At 66.8% G+C, this 16,158-nt stretch carries 15 protein-coding genes; 12 read left to right on the top strand and 3 right to left on the bottom strand.

Going from position 1 to position 16,158, the window contains the following annotated elements; genetic code table 11:
• Nucleotides 1-3 precede the first annotated feature (3 nt).
• From CLM74_RS12905 to CLM74_RS12875, 7 genes are all read left to right on the top strand, one after another.
• Nucleotides 4-762, top strand: a complete 759-nt coding sequence (locus tag CLM74_RS12905; RefSeq protein ID WP_025878504.1) for an SDR family NAD(P)-dependent oxidoreductase — start codon at nucleotides 4-6, stop codon at nucleotides 760-762.
• Between the two features lie 132 nt (nucleotides 763-894).
• A complete protein-coding gene (locus CLM74_RS12900) occupies nucleotides 895-1,344 on the top strand; it encodes an MgtC/SapB family protein (protein ID WP_032975262.1) in 450 nt (149 codons plus the stop codon).
• A gap of 177 nt (nucleotides 1,345-1,521) precedes the next feature.
• Nucleotides 1,522-3,180 (top strand): L-lactate permease, encoded by a 1,659-nt coding sequence (gene lldP / locus CLM74_RS12895; protein WP_025878506.1) that lies wholly within the window; start codon nucleotides 1,522-1,524, stop codon nucleotides 3,178-3,180.
• 53 nt (nucleotides 3,181-3,233) lie between these two features.
• Complete coding sequence (gene lldR / locus CLM74_RS12890) at nucleotides 3,234-3,998, top strand: transcriptional regulator LldR (protein WP_032975263.1); 765 nt, start codon at nucleotides 3,234-3,236, stop codon at nucleotides 3,996-3,998.
• A gap of 4 nt (nucleotides 3,999-4,002) precedes the next feature.
• Nucleotides 4,003-5,142, top strand: coding sequence for an FMN-dependent L-lactate dehydrogenase LldD (gene lldD, locus CLM74_RS12885; RefSeq protein ID WP_033831370.1), 1,140 nt, complete (start codon nucleotides 4,003-4,005; stop codon nucleotides 5,140-5,142).
• Nucleotides 5,139-6,845: a D-lactate dehydrogenase gene (dld, locus tag CLM74_RS12880; RefSeq protein ID WP_105164255.1), complete on the top strand. Its 1,707-nt coding sequence runs from the start codon at nucleotides 5,139-5,141 to the stop codon at nucleotides 6,843-6,845. Before lldD ends, dld begins: the two co-directional genes overlap by 4 nt.
• 67 nt (nucleotides 6,846-6,912) lie before the next feature.
• Complete coding sequence (locus CLM74_RS12875; RefSeq protein ID WP_234003356.1) at nucleotides 6,913-7,785, top strand: hypothetical protein; 873 nt, start codon at nucleotides 6,913-6,915, stop codon at nucleotides 7,783-7,785.
• A 49-nt stretch (nucleotides 7,786-7,834) separates the two neighbouring features.
• Here CLM74_RS12875 and CLM74_RS12870 read toward each other — a convergent pair whose 3' ends face one another.
• Nucleotides 7,835-8,128 (bottom strand): hypothetical protein, encoded by a 294-nt coding sequence (locus tag CLM74_RS12870; RefSeq protein WP_025878511.1) that lies wholly within the window; start codon nucleotides 8,126-8,128, stop codon nucleotides 7,835-7,837.
• A gap of 168 nt (nucleotides 8,129-8,296) precedes the next feature.
• Between CLM74_RS12870 and CLM74_RS12865 the strand changes: the two genes are divergently transcribed.
• Nucleotides 8,297-8,959: a decarboxylase gene (locus tag CLM74_RS12865; RefSeq protein ID WP_099784523.1), complete on the top strand. Its 663-nt coding sequence runs from the start codon at nucleotides 8,297-8,299 to the stop codon at nucleotides 8,957-8,959.
• Nucleotides 8,960-9,036: 77 nt separating this feature from the next.
• Entirely contained in the window at nucleotides 9,037-9,801 is a 765-nt protein-coding gene (locus tag CLM74_RS12860; protein ID WP_199776101.1) for a CDP-diacylglycerol diphosphatase, read from the top strand.
• On the opposite strand, the gene CLM74_RS12855 is transcribed toward CLM74_RS12860, so the two are convergent.
• The gene (locus tag CLM74_RS12855) at nucleotides 9,798-10,307 is read right to left on the bottom strand and encodes a GNAT family protein (RefSeq protein ID WP_325051169.1); all 510 of its coding nucleotides are present in this window, start codon (nucleotides 10,305-10,307) and stop codon (nucleotides 9,798-9,800) included. The two genes, CLM74_RS12860 and CLM74_RS12855, sit on opposite strands and share 4 nt — an antisense overlap.
• A gap of 315 nt (nucleotides 10,308-10,622) precedes the next feature.
• Between CLM74_RS12855 and CLM74_RS12850 the strand changes: the two genes are divergently transcribed.
• Together CLM74_RS12850 and CLM74_RS12845 are read left to right on the top strand one after the other, a co-directional pair.
• Nucleotides 10,623-13,349, top strand: a complete 2,727-nt coding sequence (locus CLM74_RS12850) for a TonB-dependent receptor (protein WP_105164252.1) — start codon at nucleotides 10,623-10,625, stop codon at nucleotides 13,347-13,349.
• A 76-nt stretch (nucleotides 13,350-13,425) separates the two neighbouring features.
• Nucleotides 13,426-14,091: a hypothetical protein gene (locus CLM74_RS12845; protein ID WP_234003354.1), complete on the top strand. Its 666-nt coding sequence runs from the start codon at nucleotides 13,426-13,428 to the stop codon at nucleotides 14,089-14,091.
• A gap of 27 nt (nucleotides 14,092-14,118) precedes the next feature.
• Here CLM74_RS12845 and CLM74_RS12840 read toward each other — a convergent pair whose 3' ends face one another.
• Complete coding sequence (locus CLM74_RS12840; protein WP_025878517.1) at nucleotides 14,119-14,760, bottom strand: hypothetical protein; 642 nt, start codon at nucleotides 14,758-14,760, stop codon at nucleotides 14,119-14,121.
• A 184-nt stretch (nucleotides 14,761-14,944) separates the two neighbouring features.
• Here CLM74_RS12840 and CLM74_RS12835 point away from each other — a divergent pair, with 184 nt between their 5' ends.
• Nucleotides 14,945-16,105 carry an amidohydrolase family protein gene (locus CLM74_RS12835; RefSeq protein ID WP_105164251.1) on the top strand — a complete coding sequence of 387 codons (1,161 nt, stop codon included), beginning with the start codon at nucleotides 14,945-14,947 and terminating at the stop codon, nucleotides 16,103-16,105.
• Nucleotides 16,106-16,158 lie beyond the last annotated feature (53 nt).

The raw sequence follows: 16,158 nt of genomic DNA, 5'->3' as shown, positions 1-16,158 counted from the left end.
CAGATGATTGATTACCGACTCAACGGAAAAACCGCGATCGTCACCGGCGGTGTATCCGGTATCGGCCTGGCGGTAGCGGAAACGCTCGCTGCATCGGGTGCGCGCATTTCGGTGTGGGACCTGAAGCAGGATGCGGTGGATGCCACGGTGGCCACGCTGCGCAACCAGGGGGCCGAGGCCATCGGTGTCGCGTTGGATGTCACCGACGAGGCGGCGGTGGAAGCGGCGGTGCAGCGCACGGTGAAGGAACTGGGCGGCGTGCATGTTGCAGTGAATAACGCCGGCATCGGCGGGCCAGCGGCAAGCAGCGGCGACTATCCCATCGATGGCTGGAAGCGCGTGGTCGATGTGAACCTGACCAGCGTGTTCCTGTGCCAGCGGGCGCAGATCCAGGCGATGCGCACGGCGGGCAGCGGCGGCAGCATCATCAACATGGCCTCCATCCTGGGCCAGGTCGGGTATGCCGGTTCGACCGCCTATGCGGCGGCCAAGCACGGCGTGGTCGGCCTGACCCAGACGGCTGCATGGGAGCACGCTGCCGATGGCATCCGCATCAATGCGGTGGGCCCGGGCTTCATCAACACGCCGTTGCTGGAAAAGATGGACGCCAAAGTGCGTGCCACCCTGGAGGGCCGGCATGCACTCAAGCGTTTGGGAACGCCGCAGGAAGTGGCCGCGCTGGTCGCCTGGCTGGCCAGCGACGATGCCTCGTTCGCGACGGGTGCCTACTACGCCATCGACGGTGGTTATCTGGCGCAGTAGTGCCGGCCGCTGGCCGGCAACTCCCGTTGCATGGAACAAGGCGGCATCGCCCGGTGAAGAGGGCGTGCCATCGCCTTCACCCCCGTCCCACGGCCGCCGAGCAACGCTCCGGGAAACTTCCGGAGCCTCCCCATGGAACTTACCCAGGACATGTCCATTCTGCTGCGCGTGGCCGCCGCCATGGTATTTGGCGGCGTGCTGGGCGTTGAACGTGAGATGGGCAAGCACGCTGCCGGCCTGCGCACGCACATGCTGATTGCCGGTGCCGCTGCGCTGATCGTCGGCCTCGGTGATTCGGTGGCCGAACACTTCCAGCAGGAACGCTACCGCGATCTGCTGCAGGTCGACCCGGTGCGATTGATCGAAGCGGTGGTGGCCTGCGTGGGCTTCGTTGCCGCCGGCACCATCCTGCGCGGCAATCGCGAAGACCAGGTCAGCGGGCTCACCACGGCCAGTTCGCTGGTGATGGCCGCGGCCATCGGTATTGCCGTGGGCATCGGCAAGTACGTGATCGCGCTCGGTGTCAGCGTGCTGTGCGTGCTGGTGCTGGCGTTGATACGGCGGGTGGAGAAGAAGCTGTAATCGCTAAATGGTACGACCAATAATTCCGCATAGCCCTATGGTCTAATAGGCTGTCGGCAGGATTGGAGGTTCAATTCGCGCCTGTGGTCCGATTGTTGGTCAATGTGGTACGACCAATATATGACGGGCCCGACGCCCCCACCCGGTGGGGAACCCCCTGTTCCTGTCGAGAGCCCTATGCAGCCCTGGCAACACGTGTACGACCCCGCCGGCAACCTGTGGTTGTCGAGCCTGATCGCGCTGCTGCCGATCGCCTTCTTCTTCATCGCCCTGGCCGTGCTGCGCATGAAGGGCTGGATCGCCGGCACCATCACGGTGGCCATCGCCCTTGCCGTGGCGCTGCTGTTCTATCGCATGCCGGTGGCGCAGGCGCTGGGCGCGGCCGGCTTCGGCTTCGTCTATGGCCTGTGGCCGATCGCCTGGATCATCATCGGCGCGGTGTTCCTGTACAAGGTTTCGGTCAAAACCGGCCAGTTCGACATCATCCGTGCCTCGATCCTGTCGGTCACCGAGGACCAGCGATTGCAGATGCTGATGGTCGGCTTTGCCTTCGGTGCCTTCCTGGAAGGTGCAGCCGGGTTCGGTGCGCCGGTGGCGATCACCGCCGCGCTGCTGGTCGGGCTGGGCTTCAAGCCGCTGTATGCGGCCGGCCTGTGCCTGATCGTCAACACCGCGCCGGTGGCGTTCGGCGCGATGGGCATCCCGATCATCGTGGCGGGGCAGGTGACCGGCCTGGATGCCTTCGAGATCGGCCAGATGGCCGGCCGCCAGCTGCCGTTCCTGACTGTCATCGTGCTGTTCTGGATCATGGCGATCATGGACGGCTGGCGCGGCATCAAGGAAACCTGGCCGGCGGTGCTGGTGGCCGGCGGTTCGTTCGCCATCGCCCAGTACCTGACCTCCAACTTCATCGGCCCGGAACTGCCGGACATCACCGCCTCGCTGGCGTCGCTGGTCTGCCTGACCCTGTTCCTGCGCCGCTGGAAGCCGGTACGGATCTTCCGCTTCGATACCGAAACCAGTGCTGAGGCGGCAGCACAGGCAATGGAGGCGCCGCGCCACAGCGTCGGCCAGATCGCCAAAGCGTGGTCGCCGTTCCTGATCCTCACTGCGATGGTCACCGTGTGGAGCATCAAGCCGTTCAAGTCGCTGTTCGCAGCCGGTGGCCCGCTTGAAGGCTGGGTGCTGAAGATTCCGGTGCCGGGCCTGGACCAGATGGTGCAGAAGATGCCGCCGATCGTCGATGCGCCGCTGAGCTATGAGGCGGTGTACAAGTTCGACTGGTTCTCGGCCACGGGTACCTCGATCATCCTTGCCGCAATCATCGCGATCATCGCCCTGCGCATGCCGGCGCGCTCGGCGCTGCAGACCTTCGCTGAAACCGTGCGCGAACTGCGCATGCCGATCTTTTCGATCGGCATGGTGCTGGCGTTCGCCTTCATCGCCAACTATTCGGGCCTGTCGGCAACGCTGGCGCTGGCACTGGCGCACACCGGCAAGGCGTTCCCGTTCTTCTCGCCGTTCCTGGGCTGGCTGGGCGTGTTCCTGACCGGTTCGGATACCTCGTCCAATGCACTGTTCTCGGCGCTGCAGGCGACCACCGCGCAGCAGATCGGCGTGTCCGACGTGCTGCTGGTAGCGGCCAACACCACCGGCGGTGTCACCGGCAAGATGATCTCGCCGCAGTCCATAGCCATTGCCTGCGCGGCGGTGGGCCTGGCCGGCAAGGAGTCGGACCTGTTCCGCTTCACCGTCAAGCACAGCCTGATCTTCACCACGATGGTCGGCCTGATCACCTTGGCCCAGGCCTACTGGTTGACCTGGATGATTCCCTGAGCGATGCAGTACAGGCCGACCAACAGCGGCGTGCTTCGGGCCACAATGGCGCCATGAGCACACAACGGGTTTCGGACAAGGTGGCCGCGCAGCTGCGTGCGCTGGTGCAGGAACAGCAGTTGCAGCCGGGCGACAGGCTGCCGGCCGAGCGCACGCTGGCCGTTCAGCTGGGGGTCTCGCGCACCGCGCTGCGCGAGGCCATCGCGCAGTTGTCCAGCCATGGTCTGCTGACCGCGCGGGTAGGCGGTGGCACTTACGTGAGCGAGCCCGCCGCACGTGCGCGGCAGGCGCTGGATGAACCGCTGGTGCCGTACCTGCCGCTGTTCCAGGGGGACCCGGAATACCGCTTCGATGTGCTGGAAATCCGCCACGCGCTGGAAGGCGCCACGGCCTGGCACGCCGCGCTGCGCGCCACCGACGAGGACCGCGCGCGCATCGCCCAGGCGTTCCAGACCATGATGGATGCACATGGCAAGGACGACCCCGCCGGTGAGGCGCAGGCCGATGCGGCCTTCCACCTGTCCATCGCCGAGGCCTCGCACAACCTGGTATTGCTGCAGGTGATGCGCGGCCTGTTCGAACTGCTGCAGACCAATATCTCGCAGAGCCGCGAAAAGCTCTACACCTCGGCCAGGACCTTCTCGCCGCTGTCCGACCAGCATCGCGAAATGATGGATGCGGTGCTGGCCGGCGACCCCGAACGTGCGCGCGCCGCTGCGCATGCCCACCTCGAGTTCGTGCACACCACGCTGCGCACCCTCGATGACAACGAAGCCCGGCGTGCGCGGGCTTCGCGTCTACCTTCCCCACACGGTTGACCCCATGATCATCTCCGCCTCCACCGATTACCGTGCCGCAGCCGAACGCCGGCTGCCGCCGTTCCTGTTCCACTACATCGATGGTGGCGCGTATGCCGAGCACACGCTGAAGCGCAACGTATCCGATCTGTCCGACATCGCGCTGCGCCAGCGCGTCCTGCGCAACATGTCCGACCTGAGCCTGGAAACCGAGCTGTTCGGCGAGAAACTGGCGATGCCGGTGGCACTGGCACCGGTCGGCCTGACCGGCATGTATGCCCGTCGCGGCGAAGTGCAGGCCGCGCGTGCAGCCGACAGCCGCGGCATTCCGTTCACGCTTTCCACGGTGTCGGTGTGCCCGATCGAAGAAGTCGCCCCGGCGATCCAGCGCCCGATGTGGTTCCAGCTGTACGTGCTGCGCGATCGCGGTTTCATGCGCAATGCGCTGGAGCGCGCGCAGGCGGCCGGTGTAACCACCCTGGTATTCACTGTCGACATGCCGGTGCCGGGCGCGCGCTATCGCGACGCACACTCGGGCATGAGTGGTCCGAACGCTGCAATGCGCCGCATCGGCCAGGCCATCACCCATCCGCGCTGGGCGTGGGACGTGGGTCTGCGCGGACGCCCGCATGACCTCGGCAACATCTCCACCTACCGTGGCAACCCAACGGGCCTGGAGGACTACATCGGCTGGCTGGGCAGCAACTTCGATCCGTCTATTTCGTGGAAGGACCTGGAGTGGATCCGTGAGTTCTGGAAAGGCCCGATGGTGATCAAGGGCATCCTCGACCCGGACGATGCGCGTGATGCGGTGGCGTTCGGCGCCGATGGCATCGTGGTCTCCAACCATGGCGGCCGCCAGCTCGACGGCGTGCTGTCCACCGCGCGGGCGTTGCCGGCCATCGCCGACGCCGTGCAGGGTGACCTGAAGATCCTCGCCGATTCCGGCATCCGCACCGGCCTGGACGTGGTGCGCATGCTGGCGCTGGGCGCCGACACCGTGCTGCTGGGCCGCGCGTTCGTCTACGCTCTTGCCGCGCAGGGCGAGGCCGGCGTGGCCAACCTGCTGGACCTGATCGCCAAGGAAATGCGCGTGGCGATGACCCTGACCGGCGCGCATCGCATTGCCGACATCGGCCGTGATTCGCTGGTGCGCCTGCCATGAGTGATCGCGATACGGTGCTGGAACAGTTGCGTGCCGCGGTGGGGGACCGCCACGTACTGACCGGCGACAAGGCCACCCGTCGCTTCCGTCGCGGCTATCGCTTCGGTGACGGCCCGGTACTGGCGGTGGTGCGCCCGGGCACGCTGCTGGAACTGTGGCGTGTGTTGCAGGCGGCGGTGCAGGGCGCGGCCGCGATCATCCTGCAGGCGGCCAATACCGGCCTGACCGGCGGTTCCACCCCGGACGGCGATGACTACGGCCGGCCGATCGTGCTGGTCAGCACCCTGCGCCTGACCGGCATCCAGCTGTTGAATGAAGGCCGCCAGGTGCTGTGCCTGCCCGGCGCGACGCTGGACCGGCTGGAGCAGACGCTGGCGCCGCTGGGCCGCGAGCCGCACTCGGTGATCGGCTCGTCGTGCATCGGCGCCTCGGTGCTGGGCGGCATCTGCAACAACTCCGGTGGCGCGCTGGTGCGCCGCGGCCCGGCCTATACCGAACTGGCGCTGTATGCGCAGGTCGACGCGCGGGGTGAACTGCAACTGGTCAACCATCTGGGCATCGCGCTGGGCGACACGCCCGAGCAGATCCTGCAACGCCTGCAGAGCGGTGACTACAGCGCCGCCGATGTCGGCGACGGTGATGGCCGTGCCGCCTCCGATCCGCGTTATGCCGAGGAAGTGCGCAAGGTCGATGCTGATACCCCGGCACGCTTCAACGCCGACCCCAGCCGCCATTTCGAGGCGGCCGGATCTGCCGGCAAGCTGGCGGTGTTCGCCGTGCGCCTGGATACCTTCGAGAAGGAGGCCGCCGAGGTCTTCTATATCGGCAGCAACCGCACCGACAGCCTGACCGCGATCCGCCGCCAGCTGCTGACCGGCTTCGAGCGCCTGCCCATCGCCGGCGAGTACATCCACCGTGATGCGTATGACATCGGCGAGCGCTACGGCAAGGACAGTTTCCTGCTGATCGACAAGCTCGGTACCGCGCGCGTTCCGGCCGCATTCGCACTGAAGAGCCGGGTTGATGGCTGGTTCGAACGGCTGGGCCTGCGCGGTGTCACCGACCGCATGATGCAGGCGCTGACCGGCCTGTTGCCCTCGCACCTGCCCAAGCGCATGGGCGAGTTCCGCCAGCGTTACGAGCATCACCTGCTGCTGAAGGTGTCCGCACAGGATGCGGCTGCCACCGAGGCCTGGCTGCGCGGCTTCTTCAACGACCACGAAGGCGGCTACTTCCATTGCACGGCGGACGAAGGACGCAAGGCCTTCCTGCATCGTTTCGCGGTGGCCGGTGCGGCGGTGCGCTACCGCGAAGTGCACCGCCGGCAGGTGCAGGACATCGTCGCGCTGGACATCGCGCTGCGCCGCGATGACGCCGACTGGTTCGAGCAGCTGCCGGCCGATATCGATGGGCGCCTGCTGCACAAGCTGTACTACGGCCATTTCCTGTGCCATGTGTTCCACCAGGACTACATCGCGCGCAAGGGTGAAGATCCGATGGCCATCGAGCATGCGATGTGGGCGTTGCTGGACCAGCGCGGCGCGGAATACCCGGCCGAGCACAACGTCGGCCACCTGTATCCGGCCAAGCCGGCGCTGGCCGGCTTCTACCGCACGCTGGACCCGAGCAATACCTTCAACCCCGGCATCGGCCAGACGTCGAAGGCGAGGGGCTGGGGCAGCTGCGACTGCGACGGGCACTGAGCCGCAACGTGGCGCCTGCGTTACCATCGGTCTCTCGCAAGGACGTGCCGGTGCGCACAGGATGATCATGGTTTCCACGCGCATGGCTTACGCGGTGCTGTCTGTACTGCTGCTGGCATCGTCGTTGCCTGCAGCGGCGGACGTTGCGCCCGTTCAACGGGACGCGGCAGGCAACCGGCTGGAGACGCTGCTGCTGCAGGGCGGGCAGGGACCGGACAGCCCGGAGCGCTACTGCACTGCTGATGGCCAGTGGTGCGTGCAGGCGCTGCCTTCAGCGGGCGAAGACCAGCCGGCCTCGCTGGAAGTTGCCGAGCGCGCGGATGCTGAAGGCGAGCCGCAGATGCGCTACGTGCCCATCGACGTGGTTGACGATGGCGACCTGCGGGTCTGGCCCTTCATCGTGCGCCTGGCGCCCGGCGCCGGGGCAGTCCAGGCCGTGGCCGATCCACAACAGGCCGCATTGCAGAACGTGCTCGTCGGCGGTCTGGTGGAGGCCCGTGCGATGTATTCCGGCGGCGGTGCCAGCGCATCGACCCTGCACCTGGCGCGCATCCGTCATCTCGACGATGGCATCCAGGTGGACGCCGACGTGCTGTCCGTTGCGTGGTCGGCCAACAAGATGATCCGGGCCTGTTTCAGCGAGCGCGATTTTGATCAGCGTGCCGGCGCCTGCCATGACGAGTACAGCTTCGATGCGGAACTTGCGCTGGCAGCCGAAGCGCAGGACATGCCCGTACTGCGCTACCAGACCGGGGCCACCAACTATCCGGCCGGGGTATCACCGCAGCGGGACTCGCTGGCCAAGGGGCGGTTGACGAAGAAGGACCTGCGCACCGAACAGGATGCGCAATGCAGCTACACGCGCACCTTCCGCTTCACGTCAGGGGCGTACCAGCCGGACCAGCCGCTGCCGGAGTGCTCGGCCTACACCGAGCCCTGAACCATGGAGCCGGGCGCAAGCCCGGCTCTGCGCAACGGCCGTGACGCGCTTACTCGCAGCGGGTGGCGGTGATGATGTTGTCCTTGTCCACGAACACGCGCAGGCGGTCCTGGCGGATGTCCTTGGTGGTGATGGTGGCCGGGCCGATGGGGTTGACCATGCCGGCGCCGCTTTCGCTGGACAGGCGGCGGATGTTCGGCTCGTTGGCCGGCTGGCCGATGGCCCAGCCCAGCTGGCTGGCATCGCAGCGGCCACTGCCCTTGACCTCCGGGCCGGGAGTGCTGACACAGGCCGACAGCAACAAGGCCGAGGCGGGCAGCAACAGAGTCAGGCGGATGGTCATGCGGGCGCTCCTGCGCAGGGGATTGGCGGCACGATAGCACTGACCGCGCGAAACCCGGCAGCGTTCGGGTCATTGCCCGCGCGGCCGCCGCACTGCATAGTGGCCGGCGTTGCCGGCAACGTGCCGGCGGGCAGGCCGGGCCACTCCGGTGCAGGTGTTGGGTCCGGTATGAGGTCAGGCAGTTTCCGTGGCAGGCAGAACGCAGTGAAGGCGACGGCAGTGCTGTCGTTGCTCTGCATGGCAGTGGCAGCCATGGCTGCCGAACCGACGCCAGCGCCGGCGGCCGAAGCGCCGGTATTTGGTGGCTGGCGCAACCTGCAGACCGAAGCCGGTTACCAGCCGGCGCAGCGCAACCTGGCGTTCGCGATGCTGCCGCAGGCCGCAACCCGTGGTGATCGCTTCGCCATCCTCGACCGTGAAGGCAAGCGCACGGTGTGCTGCCTGCAGGTGGCCAGCGAGTCGCTGGGTGTTGCCGCGCTGCGCGAGCAGTACCACCTGCCGCAGGCCGGGGTGACCGATCTGAGCAACGGCCGCAGCCCGGCGCGCCCGTATCTGCCGCATGTCTATGCGATGCAGCGGGTGGATGAACTGGCCGATTATGGTTTCGCCGATGTTGCCGGTGCCTACAGCGACCTGGGCGGGCTGCTGCTGCCCGACGCTGCCGCGCTGGCTGCCGACGGCACCGAGGTGCGCGTGGGCGAGGGCCATTATCGCCTGCAGTTCCACCGCCAGCCGCTGGCCGATGATGACGGCGCACTGGACCGGTACACCCTGCAGGTGCTGCCTGCCGGCGCCCCGGTCGTGGTTGAAGTGCCGTTCGGCACCTACTGATTGCCACATCCCACTGGCTAGAATGGCGCGCGGCGCTGCCTGCGCGCCTGATCCTGCGAGTTGTTGCCGTGCGATTTCTGTTGCTGCCCCTGCTGTTGCTGGCCGGTTGTGCCAGCGTGCCCCCTGCGCCGCCACCGGCCCATTCGGATGCGCTGTGGCGCCTGATCGAACGTGATTGCCAGGGCGCACAGTCGCCACGCGGCGATTGCCTGCAGGTGCGCCCGGCCGTTGATCACCGCGATGTGCTGGTCAAGGACGCGCACGGCCGCTATCAGTTCCTGCTGATGCCACTGGACAAGGTCAGTGGCATCGAAAGTCCCGCGTTGTACCGGCGCGGGGCACCCAATTACTTTGCTGCCGCCTGGCAGGCCCGCGCTCGTACCGAGCAGGCACTTGGCCAGCGGTTGCCGCGCAGCGTCGCCAGCCTGGCATTGAACTCGCCGCATGGACGTTCACAGCACCAGCTGCACATCCACGTCGATTGCCTGCGCGCCGACGTGCTGCTGGCGCTGGAAGACAATCGCGCGGCCCTCGGCACGCAGTGGGCACCGCTGCCGGTACGGCTGCGCGGCCATCAATACCAGGCGCGGTTGCTGCCGGGCGAGGCGTTGACTGCCAATCCCCTCAACCTGCTGGCCTATGGCCTGAGCGGTGTGGACAGGGTTGGCCAATGGAGCCTGCTGGTGGCGGGGCACGAGGGCGTGCATGGCGCGCCGGGTTTCATCCTGCTGGCCACGCAGTTGGATCCCGGCAGCGACAACGATGCCAGCGCAGAGGAGCTGCAGGACCATGCCTGCAGCGTGTTGACCGGCGCGGATGCTTCGCTGGAGCGGGTGCGCTAGTTCTCTGCTGACTGCCGTTGCAGCCAGGCAGGGGCTGTCAGGGCGTAGAGCTGGCGGTCCTGCCAGCCTTCGACATCCAGGTGGTGGTCGCGCAGCAGGCCTTCGCGCTCGAAGCCGATCGCCTGCAGGGTAGCGACCAGCGCGCTGCCTGCATCGGGCGGCAGCAGCACGAACAGGCGACGGATCCCCACCTGTTCGAACAGGAACGTGCACAGCGCCTGCAACGAAGCGTGCAGCTGCCGCCGCTGGGGACAGCCTGCGGCATGCAGCCAACGCAGTTCAACGCTGCGCGCATGCGCGCAATGCAGGTGCAGGTTCAACTGGTCCAGCAACTCACCCGCTGCGTCGAAGCTGCCCAGCAGCAGATGATCGTTGTCGTGTTGCAGCTGCGAACGCTGCACACCGCAGAGGAAATGGGCTTCGGCATCGAAATGGTCAGGCGGGTTGCCGCTGCGTTCGACCTGTCGATAGTGGTGACGCCAGGCGGAAAGGTCTGAACGCTGCAACGGCCGCAGCACCACAGGCCCGTGCTGGAGCAGCAGGAGGTGGCGGCGCAGCACCGGTCGCAGCGGTGGCAGGGAAGTAGGGAAATACCGGTTCATGGGGTGGGACGATGCCGCAGGCCGGCGAGGGGGAACAATGAAAGAAGTTGCAAATGCGGCGCGGTCGCTGGCTGCGGTCTGATTCGGTTCAGGCATAACGCCATCAAGCCTGGTCATTTCCGTTGCAACCATCCGTTCAGGACACTTTCGTTACGGGATCGTTATGCGCACACCGTCGCCAGCGCCCCGGACCACCCGCCCAACTCCCCCAGGAAGCCCATGTCCGCCTCTTCCCTGGCGCTGCGCCCGCGTCCGCTGGTGCTTGCCTTGTCGTCCCTGATGCTGGCCTCGTTGCCCGCCTTCGCGCAGGAAAGCGCACCCACCTCATTGCAGGAAGTGAAGGTCACCGGCTCGCGCATCCCGCGTGCCAGTGTCGAGGGACCGTCGCCGGTCACGGTGATCAGCCGCGAGCAGATCGATGCGCAGGGCTATCGCAATGCATTCGATGCGTTGAGCGCGCTCACCGAGAACACCGGCAACGTGCAGGGCGAGGACTTCGGCAATACCTTCACCCCGGCGGCGAACACCATCAACCTGCGTGGCCTGGGCCCGAACCGCACGCTGGTGCTGGTCAACGGCCGCCGCCAGGCCGACTATCCGCTGGCCTACGAAGGCTCGGTGAACGTGGTCAACCTGGCCAACATCCCCAGTGCGCTGATCGAGCGCATCGAGGTGCTGGCCGCAGGGGCATCTGCGGTGTATGGCTCCGATGCCATCGCCGGTGTGGTCAACATCATCCTCAAGGACCGCTTCGACGGCGTGGACGTCAACGTGCGTGCCGGCGGCACCCAGCAGGGCGGTGGTGACAACCAGCGCGTGCAGGTGGTGGGAGGCAGCTCGGGCGACCGCTGGGAAGGCCTGTTCGGCTTCGAACTGGACGTGCGCAAGGCGATCCATGCGCGCCAGCGCGATTTCATGGATTCGCTGGACGATGACCCCACCGGCAAGGCGCCGCGGCCGACGGCCGTCGCCTATCGTCGCAATGCAGCCACCGGTCGCAACATCGATCCGGGCACCGCCGGCTGCGATGCGGCTTCGTCCATCTACGGTGGCAGCGTGCTGCGCGCCAACAACCCGCGCCAGGGCTGGTACTGCGGCAGCAACGAAGCCGCTGCCAGTTACTGGACCGTGCAGACCGAGAAGCGCAACCTCAACGGTTACGGCCTGCTGACCTTCCACGTCAACGACACCACCGACCTGTTTGCGGATGTCGCGCTGGGCAGCGCACGGATCAACAACAATACCCGCGCGCCCACCTGGACCTCGTCACGCAACTACTTCTACAACCAGAACACGGGCAACCTGGAGAGCTGGTACCGCCGCTTCGCGCCGGAGGAAATCGGCGGCCTGCCGCGCAATGCCAATCGCTTCCTGGAAAACTCGTGGTCGTTCAACGTCGGTGCGCGTGGTCAGATCGGCGACAGCGGCTGGGACTACGAGGCCGTCTACAGCCGCTCGCGCTACGAGAACCGCACGCGCCGCCCGGTGCTGCTGGCCGGCATCAACGAGTACCTGCTGGGCCCGCAGCTGGGTGTGCGCAACGGCGTGGAGGTCTATGCACCAGACCCTGCGCGCCTGTTCCAGCCGTTGACGCCAGACGAGTACGGTCGCCTGTCCGACTACCAGGAAAGCCGCAATGCCGCGTGGCTGCAGACCTTCAGCGCGACGGTCAACGGCCGCCTGTTCGCGTTGCCCGGTGGCGATGCCGCATTGGCCGCGGTGGTCGAAGCGGGCAGCCAGGGCTACCGCAATCGCCCGGACCCGCGCTTGGGCACCGGCGAATTCTGGAACACCAGCGCCGGCATCGGTGCTGGTGGCGAACGTGACCGCTATGCGGCCGGTGTTGAACTGCAGCTGCCGTTGCTGCAGTCGCTGACCACCACCCTGGCAGGTCGCTACGACCAGTACCGCGCCGGCGGCGAGCATATCGGCAAGGCGACCTGGAGCTTCGGTGTCGAATTCCGTCCGATCGAAAGCCTGCTGATCCGCGGCACCGCGGCCACCAGCTTCCGTGCGCCGGACATGAACTATGTGTTCGCCACGGAGACCCGTGGCTACAACCCCGGCATGACCGACTACTGGCGCTGCCGCACCGCCGGCCAGTCGTATGACAACTGCGACTACAACGGCCTGTCGATCGACTACAGCAACCGCGCCAACCCGCAGCTGCAGCCCGAGTCGGCCAAGTCGTATGGCTTCGGCGTGGTCTGGTCGCCACTGTCCGGGCTGGATTTCAGCGCCGACTACTACGACATCCGCATCGACAACGAAGTGACCAGCCTCGACACCAGCCGCATCCTGCGTGATGAGGCCGATTGCCGGCTGGGCCGCACCCTCGGCGGCGAAACGCGCGACATCAGCTCGTCGCTGTGCCAGGACGCGCTTTCGCGGGTGATCCGCAACCCCTCCACTGCCACCGTGCAGCCGGACCAGGTGACCCGCGTACTGATCAACCCGATCAATGCGGCATCGGAGTCGGTGCGCGGCATCGACCTGAAGGGCAACTGGCGCTTCGATGCGGGCCGCTATGGCCGCTTCACCACGCGCCTGGCCTACACCCTGGTGCTGGAGCATGAGTACAAGCAGTTCGCCGATGACGAAGTGCGCGACATCCGCAATTCGCTGGATGACTACCAGTGGCGCAGCAAGGCCAATGGCAGCGTCACCTGGAACCAGGGCGACTGGACCACGACGCTGTATGGCAACCGTTTCGGCTCGCTGCCCAAGACCGATGGCAGTGGCCGCATCGCACCGTACATGACCTACAACGCCAGCGTGTTCCGCCAGTTCGGCGAAAACCTGTCGGTGGGCGTGATCGTCAACAACCTGCGCGACAGCCGCCCGCCGGCAGACAAGAACGGTGGCGGTTGGCCGTTCTATCCGGTCGGCAACTACGACCCGTATGGCCGTCAGTTCTGGGTGCAGCTGGATTACCGGTTCCGTTAAGCGATGCAAAACGAAAGGCCCGGCATTGCCGGGCCTTTCTTTGTGTGGCACTTCGCTTCCAGCGCCATGCAATGGCATGCTCACCCAATCAACAGGGAGGAAACAACGCATGGACGTTCGTCATCTGATGGTCGTGGTGCTCGCAGTCGCGGGCTGCAGCAGCAAAGAAGAAGCACCGGCAGCCGCTGCCCAGGATGCCACGATGGCGCCTGCCGACCGGGTTGAGGCAGCAACACGGATACGCGCTGCTGCAACATCCCTGCACACCGCTCCCGCTTCGCCCGGGTCTGCAGTCATTGCTGCGGCGGCCAAGCCAGCGGAAGGAACGTTCCTCACCGGCGAGCGCAGCCTGTTGAGTGAGGGGGCGATGTCCGTTGAACGATTCCATGCGGTGGTCGGTTCCAACAGAGCATTCGCACAGGCGGTCAGCCAATTCGAGCAGGATGCCGCACGCCAACCGGAAGCACAGGATCTGACCGGGCTGTACAGGTCAGCGGTGACTGCGGCGCTGGACGGGAATACGGACGTGGTCTCGTTCGCATGCGGCTACAGCTTGTGCCTCGGCGAGATCCGCAGCCGGAGCGAAGACGGTTTCAGCGCCTGGGCGCGCTCCTTCGGGAAGGGCAACACGCCTCCCGTCTATGCATTCGCAACGGCCGAGTACACCCTGGGCAGGAACCTGCATTCGGGACGCTTCGTGTTCTCCACCGATCCGGCTGCCAACGGCATCACCACCCAGTAGGTCGAGACATGCCGGGCGGATGAAACGTTACGGCAGCGCCTGCACCAGGTACGACTCGATGACGTAGCTGAAAGGCTGCTGCTGGCGGTCGCGCAGCAGTGCGCGCACTTCCAGGATCACACCATGGTCGCCATCGCCGCGCGGCGGCCAGAACGTCTGGTCGGTCACGGTCTGGCGCTGGAAGCCCAGCGGACCGACCACGCGGCCGAACGGCTCGTCGGTCGTGTCCAGGACCTGGTTCATGGCCGGGCTGAGATGGTCGGGCAGGTACCAGTTGTCGGCCTCGGACAGCACGCGGCTGCCGCAGGCCAGCTGCACGCGCCGGTAACGCAGGGGCGTGGAGGCAGTGGCGCCCAGGGCCTGCAGCACGTCGGCCGGCGCGGTCTTGTCCTGGCCGTGCACACGCACGGCACGGACCCGGGCCTGCTCGGCCAGGCCGTGCTCGGCGCACCAGCTTTCCAGGGTGGCGGTGGCGCTCTGGCCGGCCAGCACGCGCTGGTGCAGTACCTCCACCAGCGCGGCGGAGGCAATCCGCTGCTGGCCCGGCGGCGCCTGCAGGGGCGCGCTGGCGCTGGCATCGGTGGCGGACAGGCTGGCGATCGGGGCAGCGGCCAGCAGGGACGCGGCCTGCCAGCGGCGAAGACGATCGTGGCGGTCGGACGGGCCCATGCGGCATCACAGCGGAAACAGGCGCCCATGTTACCCGTTCAGGCGTGTATCCGGCGTCCCTGCGGCGCACGGTCGCGGACGGGATTCATCGTGCCGGTGAATGCATGGCATGCAGATATTTCGTTGGCCGATGGACGCGGCGGCGGGCAGGATGGCGCCAGTGTTGGCTTTCCGGGAGAACCTGATGACCCTGCAGTTCGTCCATGGCGGCGTCGATCGCGACGGTGCCCCGCTGCATTTCCACATCCGTGATGGCCGGTTTGTCGGCATCAATGGCGACGATGCAGCAGCACAGGGAGCCGAAAGCGTCGATCTGACCGGCTTTACCGTGCTGCCTGGACTGGTCGACGGCCATATCCACCTGGACAAGAGTTTCGTCGGCGACCGCTGGCATCCGCATCAGCCGGTGAACAGCCTGCGCGAGCGTCTGGCGGTGGAAAAAGCCGCGATTGCTACCGCCGCACCCATGGCTGATCGTGCCGAGGCCCTGATCCGCCAGTGCAGCGGATTCGGTACGGTGGTGATGCGGTGCCACGTCGATATCGATGGCAGCACCGGCCTGCGTCACCTGGAGGCGGTGCGTGAAGCGGCGCTGCGTTGTGCCGACATCATGCGCATCCAGTTGGTGGCATTCCCACAGGCGGGCGTGATGTCGTGCCCGGGCACGGCGGCCATTCTGGAACAGGCGATTGCTGCCGGGGTGGAGGTGCTTGGAGGCATCGACCCGAGCACGCTGGACGGGGATGCCGACGGCCAGCTTGCGCTGTTGTTCGGGCTGGCCGAGCGCTATGGCGTGCGTCTGGACATCCATCTGCACGAGCCGGGCGAGACCGGGCTGGCGCAGCTGCTGCGGATCGCCGCGCGCACACGCGCGGCGGGCCTGCAGGGCAGGGTGGCGGTCAGTCACGCCTATGCGCTGGGCGAGGTGCCGTTGGCGCGGGCGCTGCAGGTGGGTGAGGCCTTGGCTGCCGCAGGCGTAGCGATCATGAGCAATGCGCCGGGCGACCATCCGTTCCCGCCGCTGCGTGCTCTGCACGACGCCGGTGTGCGCGTGTTTGCCGGCAACGACAACATCCGTGACTGCTGGTGGCCCTATGGCAATGGCGACCTGCTGCAGCGGGCGATGCTGCTGGGCTATCGGTCGGGCTTCTACACCGATGCGGACCTGATGCTGGCGCTGGACATGGTCACCACCCACGCGGCGGAGGTGATCGGGTTGCCGCAGTACGGCATTGCAGAAGGTCGTCCGGCTACCTTCGTGGCGGTGCGTGCCGACCATGGCCCGGCGGCGGTGGCCGCAGTGCCGGCCGAGCGACGCGTGGTGGTCGGCGGCCGTTGGCTGTAGCGGCCGGGCGGTGCCCGGTAGCACCTGGTAGTGCCGGCCGCTGGCCGGCAAGT

Origin of the sequence: Stenotrophomonas sp. MYb57, from assembly GCF_002966815.1 — a bacterium.
Lineage (GTDB): Bacteria > Pseudomonadota > Gammaproteobacteria > Xanthomonadales > Xanthomonadaceae > Stenotrophomonas > Stenotrophomonas indicatrix.
Note: the sequence above shows the minus strand (reverse complement) of the source record. Positions and strands in the feature narration are given on the sequence as shown.

Coding starts and splice junctions, on each gene's coding strand:
- CLM74_RS12905 (WP_025878504.1), top strand. CDS start 4: ATGATTGATTACCGACTCAACGGAAAAACCGCGATCGTCACCGGCGGT.
- CLM74_RS12900 (WP_032975262.1), top strand. CDS start 895: ATGGAACTTACCCAGGACATGTCCATTCTGCTGCGCGTGGCCGCCGCC.
- lldP (WP_025878506.1), top strand. CDS start 1,522: ATGCAGCCCTGGCAACACGTGTACGACCCCGCCGGCAACCTGTGGTTG.
- lldR (WP_032975263.1), top strand. CDS start 3,234: ATGAGCACACAACGGGTTTCGGACAAGGTGGCCGCGCAGCTGCGTGCG.
- lldD (WP_033831370.1), top strand. CDS start 4,003: ATGATCATCTCCGCCTCCACCGATTACCGTGCCGCAGCCGAACGCCGG.
- dld (WP_105164255.1), top strand. CDS start 5,139: ATGAGTGATCGCGATACGGTGCTGGAACAGTTGCGTGCCGCGGTGGGG.
- CLM74_RS12875 (WP_234003356.1), top strand. CDS start 6,913: ATGGTTTCCACGCGCATGGCTTACGCGGTGCTGTCTGTACTGCTGCTG.
- CLM74_RS12870 (WP_025878511.1), bottom strand. CDS start 8,128: ATGACCATCCGCCTGACTCTGTTGCTGCCCGCCTCGGCCTTGTTGCTG.
- CLM74_RS12865 (WP_099784523.1), top strand. CDS start 8,297: ATGAGGTCAGGCAGTTTCCGTGGCAGGCAGAACGCAGTGAAGGCGACG.
- CLM74_RS12850 (WP_105164252.1), top strand. CDS start 10,623: ATGTCCGCCTCTTCCCTGGCGCTGCGCCCGCGTCCGCTGGTGCTTGCC.
- CLM74_RS12845 (WP_234003354.1), top strand. CDS start 13,426: ATGCTCACCCAATCAACAGGGAGGAAACAACGCATGGACGTTCGTCAT.
- CLM74_RS12840 (WP_025878517.1), bottom strand. CDS start 14,760: ATGGGCCCGTCCGACCGCCACGATCGTCTTCGCCGCTGGCAGGCCGCG.
- CLM74_RS12835 (WP_105164251.1), top strand. CDS start 14,945: ATGACCCTGCAGTTCGTCCATGGCGGCGTCGATCGCGACGGTGCCCCG.